This window comes from Amycolatopsis coloradensis (assembly GCF_037997115.1).
In the GTDB taxonomy this organism is placed as follows: domain Bacteria; phylum Actinomycetota; class Actinomycetes; order Mycobacteriales; family Pseudonocardiaceae; genus Amycolatopsis; species Amycolatopsis coloradensis_A.
The window spans coordinates 3,013,832-3,028,671 of record NZ_CP150484.1; the positions used below are offsets into that span (position 1 = coordinate 3,013,832).

Annotated in this window: 13 protein-coding genes; 12 read left to right on the plus strand and 1 reads right to left on the minus strand. The window is 68.8% G+C overall.

The genetic code is table 11. The annotated features are described in order from the left end of the window. Window positions 1–111: 111 nt before the first annotated feature. The 4 genes from LCL61_RS14370 to LCL61_RS14385 all read left to right on the plus strand — a co-directional run bounded on the left by LCL61_RS14370 (window position 112) and on the right by LCL61_RS14385 (window position 3,440). Window positions 112–507 carry a GntR family transcriptional regulator gene (locus LCL61_RS14370; protein ID WP_340682133.1) on the plus strand — a complete coding sequence of 132 codons (396 nt, stop codon included), beginning with the start codon at window positions 112–114 and terminating at the stop codon, window positions 505–507. Next, window positions 504–1,367 (plus strand): ABC transporter ATP-binding protein, encoded by an 864-nt coding sequence (locus LCL61_RS14375; protein ID WP_340682132.1) that lies wholly within the window; start codon window positions 504–506, stop codon window positions 1,365–1,367. Before LCL61_RS14370 ends, LCL61_RS14375 begins: the two co-directional genes overlap by 4 nt. Before the next feature lie 9 nt (window positions 1,368–1,376). Next, window positions 1,377–2,165, plus strand: coding sequence for an ABC transporter permease (locus LCL61_RS14380; RefSeq protein ID WP_340682131.1), 789 nt, complete (start codon window positions 1,377–1,379; stop codon window positions 2,163–2,165). Window positions 2,166–2,519: 354 nt separating this feature from the next. Further along, the gene (locus LCL61_RS14385; protein WP_340687286.1) at window positions 2,520–3,440 is read left to right on the plus strand and encodes an ABC transporter permease; all 921 of its coding nucleotides are present in this window, start codon (window positions 2,520–2,522) and stop codon (window positions 3,438–3,440) included. 21 nt (window positions 3,441–3,461) lie between these two features. Here the strand turns inward: LCL61_RS14385 and asnB are convergent, their stop codons facing one another. Further along, window positions 3,462–5,294, minus strand: a complete 1,833-nt coding sequence (gene asnB, locus LCL61_RS14390; protein ID WP_340687287.1) for an asparagine synthase (glutamine-hydrolyzing) — start codon at window positions 5,292–5,294, stop codon at window positions 3,462–3,464. Between the two features lie 344 nt (window positions 5,295–5,638). On the opposite strand from asnB, the gene kdpF reads away from it, so the two are divergent. The 8 genes from kdpF to LCL61_RS14430 all read left to right on the plus strand — a co-directional run bounded on the left by kdpF (window position 5,639) and on the right by LCL61_RS14430 (window position 14,797). Then, entirely contained in the window at window positions 5,639–5,740 is a 102-nt protein-coding gene (gene kdpF / locus LCL61_RS14395) for a K(+)-transporting ATPase subunit F (protein ID WP_020630647.1), read from the plus strand. Continuing rightward, the gene (gene kdpA / locus LCL61_RS14400; protein ID WP_340687288.1) at window positions 5,740–7,401 is read left to right on the plus strand and encodes a potassium-transporting ATPase subunit KdpA; all 1,662 of its coding nucleotides are present in this window, start codon (window positions 5,740–5,742) and stop codon (window positions 7,399–7,401) included. Before kdpF ends, kdpA begins: the two co-directional genes overlap by 1 nt. Window positions 7,402–7,561: 160 nt before the next feature. Continuing rightward, on the plus strand, window positions 7,562–9,655 hold the full coding sequence (gene kdpB, locus LCL61_RS14405; protein WP_340687289.1) for a potassium-transporting ATPase subunit KdpB: 2,094 nt from the start codon (window positions 7,562–7,564) through the stop codon (window positions 9,653–9,655). A 3-nt stretch (window positions 9,656–9,658) separates the two neighbouring features. Continuing rightward, on the plus strand, window positions 9,659–10,270 hold the full coding sequence (locus LCL61_RS14410) for a potassium-transporting ATPase subunit C (protein ID WP_340687290.1): 612 nt from the start codon (window positions 9,659–9,661) through the stop codon (window positions 10,268–10,270). Between the two features lie 5 nt (window positions 10,271–10,275). Next, entirely contained in the window at window positions 10,276–12,861 is a 2,586-nt protein-coding gene (locus LCL61_RS14415; protein WP_340687291.1) for a sensor histidine kinase KdpD, read from the plus strand. Next, the gene (locus LCL61_RS14420) at window positions 12,858–13,559 is read left to right on the plus strand and encodes a response regulator (protein WP_034321063.1); all 702 of its coding nucleotides are present in this window, start codon (window positions 12,858–12,860) and stop codon (window positions 13,557–13,559) included. The genes LCL61_RS14415 and LCL61_RS14420 overlap by 4 nt, the downstream gene beginning before the upstream one ends. A 175-nt stretch (window positions 13,560–13,734) precedes the next feature. Continuing rightward, window positions 13,735–14,256 carry a hypothetical protein gene (locus LCL61_RS14425; protein ID WP_340687292.1) on the plus strand — a complete coding sequence of 174 codons (522 nt, stop codon included), beginning with the start codon at window positions 13,735–13,737 and terminating at the stop codon, window positions 14,254–14,256. 253 nt (window positions 14,257–14,509) lie between these two features. Further along, window positions 14,510–14,797, plus strand: a complete 288-nt coding sequence (locus tag LCL61_RS14430) for an acylphosphatase (protein WP_340687293.1) — start codon at window positions 14,510–14,512, stop codon at window positions 14,795–14,797. The last annotated feature ends 43 nt before the right edge of the window (window positions 14,798–14,840 follow it).

Below are 14,840 nucleotides of genomic sequence, written 5' to 3' on the forward strand. Positions count from 1 at the left end.
GGAATCAGAGTCCCTCAAGGAGGCCTTCACAGCTTTTCGGCGTGATCACTTGACAGGCGCCGACGTCTGCCTGCACCCTTTCACTACTTAATTAGTGAAAGGGTGTTGCCAGTGGTCACCTTCCACCTGGACAAGGGCTCGGGCGTCGCGACGTACGTTCAGCTCGTCCAGCAGGTCAAGAACGCCCTCCGCCTGGGCTTGCTGGAGTCGGGGGACCGGCTGCCGACGGCGAAGGAAGTGGTCGCCGAGCTGGCGATCAATCCCAACACCGTCCTCAAGGCCTATCGCGAGCTGGAACGCGAAGGGCTCGTCGAGGGAAAGCCGGGCCTCGGCACCTTCGTCAAGAAGACGCTCGGAGGCGCTTCGTTCGCGGAGCACACCCGCTTGCGGAAGAGCCTCGCAGCGTGGGTCCGCGACGCACGCGAATCGGGGCTGGATCAGGAAGACGTCGAGGCGCTGTTCACCTCGGTGGTGGTCGATGGCTTTCGAGGGGAGCGGACGGCATGACCGATGAATCCGTCATCGAGGCGACCGGACTCGGCAAGCGCTACCGCCGCAAGTGGGCGCTGCGCGACTGTTCCCTGGCCGTCCCGAAAGGGCGCGTCGTCGCGCTGGTCGGGCCCAACGGCGCGGGCAAGACGACCTTCCTGCACCTGGCCGTCGGACTGCTCGACGCGACCCTCGGCTCGGTCGCGATCCAGGGCACCGCCGCCTTCCTCGCGCAGGACAAGCCGTTGTATTCCGGCTTCAGCATCGCGGAGATGCTCAAGTTCGGCAGACGCCTCAACCCCGGATGGGACGACGAGTTCGCGCTCAAGCGTATCGATTCACTCGGGCTTCCCTTACGGCACAAGGTCGGCAAGCTCTCCGGCGGGCAGCGCGCGCAGGTGGCCCTCACCCTGGCCCTCGCGAAACGCCCGGACCTCCTGGTGCTCGACGAGCCGCTCGCGAACCTCGACCCCCTGGCCCGGCACGAGGTCATGCGGGGGTTGATGGAGGCGGTCGCCGAGACCGGGATGACCGTCCTGCTCTCGTCCCACGTCGTCTCCGATCTGGAGAACACCTGCGACTGGCTGATCGTCCTCAACGGTGGTCGTGTCCAGGTCAGCGGCGACATCGACGAACTCGTCGCCGGGCACCGGACCTTGGTCGGCCCCGCCGAGGAGGCCGACGCGCTGGCCAGGCGGGTCGCGATCGTGGACGAGGCCAGGGCGGGGAGGCAGGCGACCGTGTTCGCCCGCACCGAACCGGTCCCGCTGGGTCCACAGTGGACCGAACGGCCGGCGAACCTGGAGGAAGTGGTGCTCGCCTACCTGCGGCGGCCCGAATCCGCGAGCCTGCCTCGCCCGACACTGGCTTCGGCGTAAGGGGGAACGATGCTCTGGCTCACCTACCGTCAGCACCGGATGCAGCTGATGATCACCGCCGGTCTGCTCGTCGCCGTCGGAATCATCTTGCTGGTCAACGGAAACGCCGCCGCGGACAGTCCGGCCCCGGCGAAGCTCTTCGCGGATCTGTACCAGTACCTCTCCTGGCTCCAGGTCGTCCCGGTCGCGATCGGCGTCTTTTGGGGCGCCCCGCTGGTCGCGGCCGAATTCGAACGCGGCACCACGAAACTCGCCTGGACCCAGTCGATCTCACGGTTCCACTGGCTCGGAGTGAAACTGGCCTTCCTCGCCGTTCTCGCCACCCTCGGCGGGCTCGCGTTCGGCGCGATGATGCAGCGCTGGGTGGAGGTCTTCCCGGCCGATCGCGGCGACACCGCCTTCACCAGCCGTTTCGACAACCCGGTCCTGTTCACGATGACCGGCGTCGCGCCGGGCGCGTGGTGGCTCTTCGGGTTCGTGCTCGGCACCGCCGCGGGCGCGCTCATCCGCAAGACCCTGCCCGCCATCGCCGTCACCATCGCGGTGTCGGTGGGCCTGATGATCGGCCTGAGCAACGTTCGTGACGGCTACGCGGAACCCCGGCTCGTCGCGCTGGGCGCGGAACCCGCGGGCCGGGTCGTCGAGATGGTCAGGGACGCCGCCGGCGAGATCACCGCGCTCAAGGTCCTGCCCGCGGACTGGTACTGGCGCTTCCAGTGGACCGAAGCCGCGATCCTGACGGGCGTCTCGCTGCTGCTGGCCGTCGCCGCGACCTTCGCCATCCGCCGCCGCTCCTAGAAAGGGGTAAGTCAAATGTGGCGTGACCGAGCCTCTGCGGTGAAGGACCCCTTCGCTGGGTCTAGTCAGAGAAGCAGCCTTCGCGGCGTGGTGCTGGACTGGCCGACAGGAGCCAGCCAGCTGCCCTCTGGTGTCCACAAGGGACGCTTTCCGGCAGCGAAAGGTCTGCTTCAAGGTCATATGCCCGGTTGGTGAGGGTGTCGTCGAACTGCGCAAATCGCCCAACTCGGGCACTGACACCTCGAAAATGTCCCTTATGGACAGTCGGGAAGGTGTCTCTTCGGCGAGTCCCGCTCCTGCCGCCAACTCCGGCGCGCCACGTTTTCCTTACCCTCTATAGAAAGGCACGGCTTCTTGCTTTGGCTCACCTGGCGGCAGCACCGCACGCAGCTGCTCGTCACCCTCGGATTCCTCGCCGTGCTCGGCGGGATCCTGCTCTTGTCCGGACAGTTCGCCGCCGACGCCGCGAACGGCAAAACCTCCTTGTACTGTCACGGAGGCGGCGTCCCGTGCCGTGAGTACGACGCGGGGCTGGAGGATCTCTATCAGAAGATCTACCCGCTCGTCGTGCTGGTACCGTTCGTTCCCTTGCTGGCAGGCGTCTTCTGGGGCGCGCCGCTGCTCGCCAGGGAGTACGAACGCAACACCCATCAGCTCGCGTGGACGCAGTCGGTCGGCCGGGGGCACTGGCTGGCCGCCAAGTTCGGCGTTCTCGCCGGGTGCGCGACGCTGGCCGGACTCGCCTCGGGGCAGATGTTCGGCGCGTGGCTGGAAATGTTCCCCGGCAAGGCGGAGAGCTTCACCGAGACGTCCTACTTCGGCGCGCTCGGTGTCGCGCCCGCCGCCTGGTGGCTGTTCGCCTTCGCTCTCGGTACGGCGGCTGGGGCGCTCGTGCGCAAGACCTTGCCCGCCATCGCGATCACGGTCGCGGTGTTCCTCGCGGCTTCGATCGCCTTGCTGCTGCTGAGGCCGCATTACGCCGAGCCGGTGCGCACGATCGGCGCTGATCCGGCCGCGAAGGGGGCTCTGATCGTCAAGCTGGGCAGGGTCACGCCGGACGGCCGCGAGACGAGTTCGCTGGACGAAGTGCCCGGTTGCCCGCTGGGACTGGGGAAGAGCGCGTGCGCTCAGGCGGCGGGATATCAGGACTTCACCGTCTACCAGCCCGTCGACCGGTTCTGGCGGTTCCAGTGGACCGAGGCGGGCATCCTGCTCGCCGCGACCGCGGTGCTCGGGGGCGTCGCGATAGGGGGCACGGTCCGCCGCCGTCGCTGAGACGGCGGCGGACCGGGGTGCTCAGTCGAGCTGAAGTTCGGGCCGGTACAGGTCGAACCAGTGGTAGAGGTCCAGCGCCCGGTCGATCCCGGAGCGCTGGGCCGACGACATCGTGGCCGGGTCCACTTCGGACACCCGGTGCAGCCAGTCGCGGTCCACCAGCTCGAACACCGGGTTGTCCCGTTCGGTCAAGGCCTCCTTGGCCTGCTGCTGCAACCCGGCCGCGTAGCCGGGGTCCTGAGTGGACGGATACGGGCTCTTGACCCTGTCCCGCACGGACGTCGGCAGCACGTGCTCGGTCGCGTGCCGCAGCAGGCTCTTTTCCCTGCCGTCGAACGTCTTCAGCGACCACGGCGTGTTGTAGACGTACTCGACGAGGCGGTGGTCGCAGAACGGCACGCGCACCTCGAGCCCGACGGCCATCGACGCCCGGTCCTTGCGGTCCAGCAGCATCCGCACGAACCGGCTCAGGTGCAGGTTGCAGACCGTGCGCATCTTGCGGTCCTGCTCGCTCTCGCCGTCGAGGTGCTCGACCTGCGCGACGGCGGTGGCGTACTGGTCGGCGATGTAGCCCGGCAGGTCGAGCTTCTCCTGGACCTCGCCGCGCAGGAGGGCGCCCCGCTCGCTGGTGAGCCCCATCCGGAAGGCGAGCCAGGGGAACGTCCCCGAGTTCACCGCGGCTTCGTCGTGGAACCAGCGGTATCCGCCGAAGACCTCGTCGGCGGATTCGCCGGACAACGCCACCGTCGACTCGGCACGGATCGCCTTGAACAGCAGGTACAGCGAGGTGTCCATGTCCCCGAGCCCGGCCGGGATGTCCCGCGCGGCCAGCACCTTGCGGCGCACCTCGGGGTCGCTGAGCTCGGCCGGGTTGAGCACGACGTCCTTGTGGTCGGAGCCGACCAGCCGCGCGACGTCGCGGATGAAGGGCGAGTCCGGGGTGTCCCGCACCTCGTCCGGCTGGAAGTTCTCCTCCTGGCCCTGGAAATCGACGGAGAACGTGCGCAGCCGCTCGCCCTGTCCGGCCAGCCGCGCGGCGGCGAGACCGGTGACGGCGCTGGAGTCGAGCCCGCCGGACAGCAGCACGCAGCGGGGGACGTCGGCGATCAGCTGGCGGTGCACGATGTCGGTCATCAGCTCGCGGACCCGTTCGACCGTGGTCTCCTGGTCGTCCGTATGCTGTTTCGCGTCGAGCTTCCAGTACGTCCGCGTGCGGATGCCGGAGCGGTCGACGGTGACGATCGTGCCCGGTCCGACCTCGTGCATGCCCTTCCACAGCGACCAGCCGGGGGTCTTGGTCATGGCCATCAGCTCGCGCAGGCCGTCGGTGTCGACCACCTTGCGCGCCAAGGGATTCGCGAGGATCGCCTTCGGCTCGGAACCGAAGAGGACGCCGTCCGGGGTCGGGTAGTAGTAGAAGGGCTTGATGCCCATGCGGTCGCGGATCATCACGAGCTTCTCGTCGCGCTCGTCCCAGATCGCGAAGGCGTACATGCCGTTGAGGTGATCGACGACCTCGTCGCCCCACTCCAGGTAGCCGTGGAGCACGACCTCGGTGTCGCTGTCGGTCTCGAACCTGTGGCCGCGCTTGAGAAGTTCCTCGCGCAGCTCGGTGAAGTTGTACGCCTCGCCGCTGTAGACCATCGCGGCCAGCCCGGCTTCGGCCATCGGCTGCCTGCCGCCCGGCAGGTCGATGATCGCCAGCCGCCGGTGGCCCAGAGCCACGTTCGGCCGGACCCAGGTGCCCGAATCGTCCGGCCCGCGGCACGCCATGGTCGAGGTCATCGCGTCGACGACCTCACGGCGTTGTGTCAGGTCCGTGTCGAAGGAGACCCACCCTGCGATTCCGCACATCGCTACCTCCCGGTGATTAGTTAGCGCATACAACTATCCGTAACACCGGTGTAACACGCTTCGGCGGGCTTGTCTGCCCGAATTGCACGCTCCGTCCGCAGTGCGTCACGGTCTGTGGGACACGTCACCGGGCATCAAGAAGTCGTAAAGGCACCCGATCGGGGCATCAAGAGGCCGTCAGGCCGCGGCTTCGTTGGTCTGTACCAGGCGCAGTGTTGCGGAGTCCTGGTCACCGATGGGGTGACCTGTCCTGAGAGGTGCCTAGTGGCCGACTTGCTCTACGCCGTGCTCCTGATCGGCGTATTCGTGGTTCTCGCCCTGACCCTTCGCGGTCTGGAAAAGCTGTGACCGGCACGGGAACCGTGGCCAACGTCGTCGGCGGACTGCTGGCGCTGGGGCTGATCGTCTATTTGTTCATCGCACTGGTCAGGCCGGAGAAATTCTGATGTCAGACACCGCGGCCGGCCTCCTGCAGGCCGGCCTCCTCCTCGTCGCGCTCGCCGTGGTCTACCGGCCACTGGGCGACTACATGGCGCGCGTCTTCTTGACGGAGAAGCACACCAAGGCCGAACGCGGCCTGTACCGCCTGTTCCGGGTGAACCCCGGATCGGAACAGCACTGGAAGACCTACGCGTCCGCCGTGATCGGCTTCTCGTTCGTCTCCGTCGTTCTTCTGTACCTGCTTCAGCGGCTCCAGGCGATCCTGCCGTGGAGCCTCGGCAAGGAACCGGTCTCGCCGGCGGTCGCCTTCAACACCGCCGTCAGCTTCGTGACCAACACGAACTGGCAGTCCTACAGCCCCGAAGCGACCATGGGTCACTTCGTGCAGATGGCCGGCCTGACCGTGCAGAACTTCCTGTCCGCGGCCGTCGGGCTCTCGGTCGCCATCGCGGTCGTCCGCGGCTTCGTCCGCTCGAAGACCGACCGCCTCGGCAACTTCTGGGTGGACCTGACGCGCGGCACGATCCGGATCCTGCTGCCGATCGCCTTCGTGGCGGCGATCGTGCTGATCGCGCTCGGCGTCGTGCAGAGCCTCAAGAGCGGCGGCGACGTCCTCAACCCGGACGGCAGCACGAGCAAGATCGCGCTCGCGCCCGCCGCGAGCCAGGAAGCCATCAAGGAACTCGGCACCAACGGCGGTGGCATCTTCAACGCCAACTCCTCGCATCCGTTCGAGAACCCGAACGCCTGGACCAACCTGATCGAGATCTTCCTGATCCTGGTCATCCCCGTCTCGCTCACCCGCACGTTCGGCAAGCTCGTCGGCAACACCAAGCAGGGCTACGTCCTGCTTTCGGTGATGGCCGGCCTGTTCACCGCGATGCTCACGGTCACCTGGCTGTCCGAGGCCAACGCGAGCGGCCCCGCGTCGCTGGCCGCCGGGGCGAACCTGGAGGGCAAGGAACAGCGGTTCGGCATCGGCCTGAGTTCGCTGTTCGCCAACGCCACGACCGGCACGTCGACCGGCGCGGTCAACGGCGCGCACGACAGCTACAGCGGGCTCGGCGGCGGAGGCGCGCTGCTCAACATGCTGCTGGGCGAGATCTCGCCGGGCGGGGTGGGCACCGGTCTGTACGGCATCCTCGTGATGGCCGTGATCGCGATGTTCCTCGCCGGGCTGATGGTCGGCCGCACGCCGGAGTACCTGGGGAAGAAGCTCGGCAAACGCGAGGTCACCTGCGCGGCCGTCTCCATGCTGGCGATGCCGACCGTGGTCCTGCTCGGCTCGGGCGTCGCGCTGATGCTGGCCGACACTCCGGCCGCCATGACCAACTCGGGTGCGCACGGCCTTTCCGAAGTCCTTTACGCCTACGCCTCGGCGGGCAACAACAACGGCAGCGCTTTCGGCGGGCTCACCGTGACGAACGACTGGTTCCAGTCCTCGCTGTCGGTGGTGATGCTGCTCGGCCGGTTCATCCCGATCCTCGCCGTGCTGTGCCTGGCCGGATCCCTTGCCTCGCAGAGGAAGGTGCCGGAGACCGCCGGCACGCTACCCACCACCGGACCGCTCTTCGGCACGATGCTCGCGGGCACGATCGTGCTCGTCGCGGCCCTCACCTTCATCCCGGCGCTCGCGCTCGGGCCCATAGCGGAAGCACTGGCATGAGTCGCGGCACGCACCGAGACCACCACGCGCGCGTTGGTCGGCAGATCCCGCTATCGGGGCGACAGGGCGCTATTACATCGGACTCGCGCTTCATCCGGAAACCGCGCTCTGGCGACGCGATCGCGGCCGCGCGCAAACTCGCGAAGGACACAGCACTCGCATGACCGCCACTCAAGAACGCACCCCTGAAGAGACAACGCAGCACCACGTGGAGAACACCGGCCGGGTCGGTGCGGGGATCTTCAGCCCGCGCCAGCTGCTGACCTCGCTCCCGGAGGCGCTGCGCAAGCTCAACCCCAAGCACCAGCTCGGGAACCCGGTCATGTTCGTGGTGTGGATCGGCTCGGCGCTGACCACGGTCTTCGCGATCACCGACCCGAGCGTGTTCACCATCCTCATCACGATCTGGCTGTGGTTCACCGTCCTGTTCGCGAACCTCGCCGAGGCCGTCGCGGAGGGCCGGGGCAAGGCACAGGCGGAAACCCTGCGGCGCAGCAAGAAGGAGACCGTCGCGCGCCGTCTCACCGAGGACGGCGACGAGGAGACCGTGCCGGGCGCCGACCTGCGCGTCGGTGACCTGGTGGTCGTCGAGGCCGGACAGGTCATCCCGGGTGACGGTGACGTCGTCGAGGGCATCGCGACCGTCGACGAATCGGCCATCACCGGCGAGTCGGCCCCGGTCATCCGCGAATCGGGCGGCGACCGGTGCGCGGTCACCGGCGGCACCACGGTGCTTTCGGACCGCGTCGTCGTGAAGATCACCACCAAACCCGGCGAGTCCTTTGTGGACCGCATGATCGCCTTGGTGGAGGGCGCTTCCCGGCAGAAGACGCCGAACGAGATCGCGCTGACGATCCTGCTCTCGACGCTCACCGTCATCTTCCTGCTCGCCGTCGTGGCGTTGCAGCCGATGGCGGGCTACTCGGGCAGCCAGCAGTCCGTGATCGTGCTGACCGCGTTGCTGGTCTGCCTGATCCCGACGACGATCGGCGCGCTGCTGTCCGCGATCGGCATCGCGGGGATGGACCGGCTGGTGCAGCGCAACGTGCTCGCCACGAGCGGTCGCGCGGTGGAGGCCGCCGGTGACGTCTCGACACTGCTGCTGGACAAGACCGGCACGATCACCTTCGGCAACCGCAAGGCCACCGAGCTGATCCCGGTCGGCACCTCCACCGTGGGCGACATCGCCAAGGCGGCCAGGTTGTCCAGCCTCGCCGACGGCACGCCGGAAGGCCGCAGCATCGTCGAACTCGTCGCCAGGGAACACGGGCTCGCGGAAACGGCGTCCGACGACGAGAAGCTCGCGGACTTCGTCGAGTTCACCGCGCAGACCCGGATGAGCGGCATCGACATCGGCGAACGCCAGGTCCGCAAGGGCGCCACCGCGGCGGTGCGGGAGTGGGTCCGCGAACGCGGCGGCGAAATGCCGGACGAGACCGAACGCGTCGTCGACGAGATCAGCCAGCAGGGCGGGACCCCGCTGGTGGTCGCCGAGTACGACGGCGCGAAAGCGTTCGTGCGCGGCGTGATCCGGCTGTCCGATGTGGTCAAACCCGGGATGAAGGAGCGGTTCGTCCAGCTCCGCGCCATGGGCATCAAGACCGTCATGATCACCGGGGACAACCCGCTCACCGCGAAGGCCATCGCGCAGGACGCGGGCGTCGACGACTACCTCGCCGAAGCCAAGCCGGAAGACAAGATGGCGCTGATCAAGAAGGAGCAGGAAGGCGGGCGGCTGGTAGCGATGACCGGTGACGGCACCAACGACGCCCCCGCGCTCGCGCAGTCCGACGTCGGCGTCGCGATGAACACCGGGACCTCCGCCGCCAAGGAGGCGGGGAACATGGTGGACCTCGACTCCGACCCGACGAAACTGATCGAAATCGTGGAGATCGGCAAGCAGCTGCTGATCACCCGCGGCGCGCTGACCACCTTCAGCGTCGCCAACGACCTCGCGAAGTACTTCGCCATCCTGCCCGCGATGTTCACCGGGATCTTCGCCCAGCTCGGCGCGCTCAACGTCATGCAGCTGGCGACGCCGAAGTCGGCGATCCTCTCGGCGGTCATCTTCAACGCCCTGATCATCGTCGGGCTGATCCCGCTCGCCCTGCGCGGCGTCCGGTACAAGCCGTCGTCGGCCTCGGCGCTGCTGCGCCGGAACCTGCTGGTCTACGGCCTCGGCGGGATCGTCAGCCCGTTCCTCGGGATCTGGCTGATCGACCTGCTCGTCCGTCTCATCCCTGGAATCGGGTGACTCATGAACGCACTGCTGAAACAGACCCTCGCCGGGCTGCGTGTCCTGCTCGTCTTCACGGTCCTGCTGGGCGTGGTCTACCCGCTGGGTGTCTGGGCGATCTCCCGGATCCCCGGCCTCGAAGGCAACGCGGAAGGCTCGATCATCACCCAGGACGGGCAGGCCGTCGGCTCGTCCCTGATCGGCGTCGACCCGGTCGCCGCCGACCCGGCCAAGGACCCGTGGTTCCACAACCGCCCGTCCGCGGGCTCGAAGGACGTCCTCGGTCCCGGTGACCCGTCGTCGTCCGGCGCGTCGAACAAGGGCCCGTACAACGAAGACCTGGTCTCCGCGATCGGTGAGCGCAAGAAGCTCATCGCCGCCCGCGAGGGTGTCCAGGAGTCGCGGGTGCCCGCCGACGCGGTGACGGCGTCGAGCTCCGGGATGGACCCGGCGATCAGCGTCGCCTACGCCGACCTCCAGATCCCGCGAGTGGCCAGGAACACGGGCCTGCCCGAGGAGAAGGTCCGGCAGCTCGTGGCGGAGAACACGAGCGGCGCCGGGATCGGTGTGCCGGGCGTCAATGTGCTGAAGGTCAACTTGGCCGTGCGCGACGCGGCCGGAGGAGCACACTGACAGACGTGGACGAGAACACGACCAAGCCGCGCCGGGGTGAGCTGAGGATCTACCTCGGCGCGGCCCCCGGCGTCGGCAAGACCTACGCGATGCTCGGCGAGGCGCGGCGACGCCTCGACCGGGGCACCGACGTGGTCATCGGCCTGGTCGAGACGCACGGGCGGAAGAAGACCGCGGAACTCGTCGAAGGCCTGGAGACCGTGCCGCGCCGCCGGTCGGCGCACCGCGAGCACGAGTTCGAGGAGATGGACCTCGACGCGCTGCTCGCCCGCGCGCCCGAGGTCGCCGTGGTCGACGAACTCGCGCACACCAACGTGCCGGGTTCGCGCAACGAGAAGCGCTGGCAGGACGTCGACGAACTCCTCGCCGCCGGGATCGACGTCCTCTCCACGGTGAACGTGCAGCATCTGCAGAGCCTCAACGACGTCGTCGAGCGGATCACCGGCGTCACCCAGCAGGAGACGGTGCCCGACGAGGTCGTGCGGCGGGCCGAACAGCTGGAGCTGGTGGACATCACGCCCGAAGCGCTGCGGCGGCGCCTGGCGCACGGCAACGTCTATCCGGCCGAGCGGATCGACGCCGCGCTGGGCAACTACTTCCGTCCCGGCAACCTCACCGCGCTGCGGGAACTCGCGCTGCTGTGGGTCGCCGACCAGGTGGACGTCGCGCTGCAGCGGTACCGGGCCGAGCAGAAGATCACCGACACGTGGGAAGCGCGCGAACGGGTGGTCGTGTCCATCACCGGCGGACCGGAGAGCGAGACGCTCATCCGCCGCGCGAGCCGCATCGCGAACCGCGCGGGCGCCGAACTGCAGGTCCTGCACATCCTGCGGGGTGACGGGCTCGCCGGGATGGGGCCGACGGCGGTCGGCAAGTACCGGAAGCTGGCCGAAGAGGTCGGCGCGACCTTCCACACCGTCGTCGGTGACGACGTGCCGACGGCGCTGCTCGACTTCGCGCGCGGGGTGAACGCGACCCAGCTGGTGGTCGGGACCTCGCGACGGTCACGGGTGGCGCGGTTGTTCGACGAGGGCATCGGCGCGGCCGTGGTCCAGCGGTCCGGCCCGATCGACGTCCACATGGTCACGCACGCCGAAGCGGGCGGACGGCTGCGCGCCCGCTTCAACCGGAGTCCGCTTCCTTCCTCGCGGCGGCTGGCCGGCTGGGCACTCGCCGCCGTCCTGCCCGTCCTGGCGACGTTGCTCGGCGTCATGTTGGAGGAGCAACTCGACTTTTCGACCGACGTGGTCGTCTACATGCTGGGGACGGTGCTGGTCGCGCTCGCGGGCGGGCTCGGGCCCGCGCTGCTCGCGGCGGTGTTCTCGGCCGGACTGCTGAACTTCTTCTTCACCCCGCCGCTGCACACCCTGACCGTCCACGAACCGCGGAACGTGATCACGCTGGTCGCGATGGTGCTGGTCGCGGTCCTCGTCGCGGCGGTCGTCGACACGGCGGCCCGGCGCGCGACGCAGGCCGCGCGAGCGCGGACCGAGGCGGCGTTGCTCGCCTCCTACGCGCGGACGGTGCTCACGCACACCAACCCGATCGAGCGGCTGCTGGAGAAGGTCCGGGAGAACTTCGGCCTGACTTCGGTGACCCTGCTGGAAAAGCGGGACGGGAAGTGGAAGCGGGTGGCGAACGCCGGCACGGATCCGTGCGCCGACCCGGATCAGGCCGACGTCGACATCGCGGTCACCGCCGACGTCCACCTGACGCTGCGGGGCCGCGCGCTGCCCGCGTCGGACCGGGGAGTGCTGGAAGCCGTCGCCGGCCAGGCACTGCTCGCCCTGCGGCAGCAGCGGACGGCCAAGGCGGCCGTCCGGGCCGAACGCAAGGCCGAGGCGACCGAACTGCGCACGGCACTGCTTTCCGCCGTGGGACACGACCTCCGGACCCCGTTGACGTCCATCAAGGCGGCCATCGGAAGCCTGCGCGCGACCGACATCTCGCTGTCCGAAGAGGACACCGACGAGCTGCTCGAAGCGATCGAGGAATCGGCGGACCGGCTCGCCGGGCTGATCGACAACCTGCTCGACTCATCCCGGCTGGCGACCGGCGCGGTGCGCCCGCACCTGCGCCCGGTCGGTTACGACGAGGTCGTCTCGCACGCCCTGTCCAATGTGGACAACTCGGCGTCGGTCGTCGTCGCGATCGACTCGCGGCTGCCGTCGGTCTGCGCCGATCCAGGCCTGCTGGAACGCGTGGTGGCGAACGTGATCGACAACGCGCTGCGGCACGGTGCTTCGGGCGAGCCGGTGTCGGCCCGCGCCAGCACGCATTCGGAGCACGTCGAACTGCGCATCATCGACCACGGGCGCGGGCTCAAGAAGGGCACCGCGGACTCGGCGTTCGCGCCGTTCCAGCGGCTCGGGGGAGACCGGGACAGCGTGCCCGGCGTGGGACTGGGGCTGTCGGTCGCCAAGGGGTTCACCGAGGCGATGGGCGGGCGGATCCGGGCGGAGGACACGCCCGGCGGCGGGCTCACCGTCGTCATCTCGCTGCCCGCATATGTTGGTCAGGATCCGGAAAAGAGCCTCCTCGCTTTCGACGAAGAGGGCCTCGAGAACGAAGAGGAGGAGCGAGTGCGATGAGCGCAGACACCGCGTCGGCGACCGTGCTGGTCGTCGACGACGAACCGCAGATCGTGCGAGCCCTGCGGATCAACCTGTCCGCCCGCGGCTACAAGGTGATCACCGCGCACGACGGGACGGCCGCGCTGAAGGCGGTCGCCGAGACCAAACCCGACGTGGTCGTGCTCGACCTCGGCCTGCCCGATCTCGACGGCACCGAGGTGATCGCCGGGCTGCGCGGCTGGACGACCGTGCCGATCATCGTGCTGTCCGCGCGTGGCGACTCGGCCGACAAGGTGCAGGCCCTCGACGCCGGCGCCGACGACTACGTCACCAAACCCTTCGGCATGGACGAACTGCTGGCGCGGCTGCGGGCCGCCGTGCGCCGCTCGGCGTCGTCCGGTGTGGACGGTGCGGACGCGGTGGTGGACACGGGATCGTTCCGGATCGACCTCGCGGCGAAGAAGGTGCGCCGGGACGGCAAGGAAGTGCACCTCACCAAAACCGAATGGGGAGTGCTGGAACTGCTGGTGCGCAACCGCGGCCGTCTGGTGGCGCAGAAGCAGTTGCTGCATGAGGTGTGGGGGCCGACCTACGAGACCGAATCGCACTACCTGCGGGTGTATCTGGCGCAGCTGCGGCGGAAGCTGGAACCGGAACCCTCGCGGCCGCGGCACTTGCTGACGGAGCCGGGAATGGGGTACCGCTTCGAGATGTGAGCCCCGTTCGAATGGCGGCTGACGCGTTGCGAAAGCGGCTTTCGCAACTCCTTGCCGGAGTCGGCCGCCCAGCACCCTGCCGCAAAGTAGTGAAGGCCTCCTTCCCTACCCTCAAGGTAGGCAAGGAGGCCTTCACGGACCCGAGGCTTACCGGGCGCTGCTCGTGGAAGTGTCGGTGCCCGACGTGCTGGACCGGCCCGGCGTCGACTCGCTGGGGGCGCCGCTGGAGCTCGCCCCGCCACCCGGAGGGGTCGACGAGGTCTCCGGCGGGGTCGTCGTGGTCGGGGTCGTCTTCGGCGGGGTCGTCGTGGTCGTGGTCTTCGGTGGGGTCGTCGTGGTCGTGGTCGGCGGCAGGACCGTGGTGCCCGGGCCGGGACCAGGGCCGGGGCCCGGGTTCGGCGGGGGCGGGGTGACGACGCTCGTCGTCTCCTTGCCGTCCGCGCCGACCGAGGTCACCGTGGTCGGCGGCGCCGTCGAGCTGGAGGGCGCGCCCGGGGTCGGCGAGCCGCTGACGGTCATCGGGCCGCCGGGGACGGCGTTGCCCGGGACCAGCTGGACGCCGGCGGGGGCGATGCCCTGTCCGCCGCCGGGGACGCCGGTGCCGCCCGCGGTGGCGGAGACACCGGGGCCCGCGAGTTCGGCGATCGCGGCGAAGGCCGTCGCCACCACGAGGCCGCTGACGCCGAGTACGGCGTAGCCTGCGCGGTTGAGCTTGCCGGTGGTGCCGCGCGGCGGTGCCACGGACACTCGTGCGCTCGGATCAGACCCGTCGGGACGGGGCATGTGCTGGCTCCTCGGATGGGGGGCTTCGGGGAGTTCGGCTACCCGGGCGAGGTAGCCCGAAGTGGGGACCCGGCGCGGAGATTATCACCGCCGCTTCACCATCTGCGAACTACGGCGAACGTTGTGTTCACCCTCCGCGTTCATCCGCATGGTGCACGATAGGGGACGTGAGTGAAGAAGTAACGCACACCAGGCTGACCGCGTGGGTACATGGGCAGGTGCAGGGTGTCGGTTTCCGCTGGTGGACCCGCAGCAGGGCGCTTGAGCTGGGGTTGGTCGGCAGCGCGGGCAATCTGGCCGACGGGCGTGTCGAGGTGGTGGCGGAGGGTGTTCGTGAACACTGTGAGCGGCTTTTGGCGGCTTTGCGCTCCGGGGAATCACCCGGAAGTGTGGACCATGTCGTCGAACGCTGGTCGCCCGCGAAGGGCGGGCTCCGCGGGTTCGTGGAGCGCTGAGGCCCCGCGTCCCACGATCACCGTGAGCACACAGGTAGCCTGG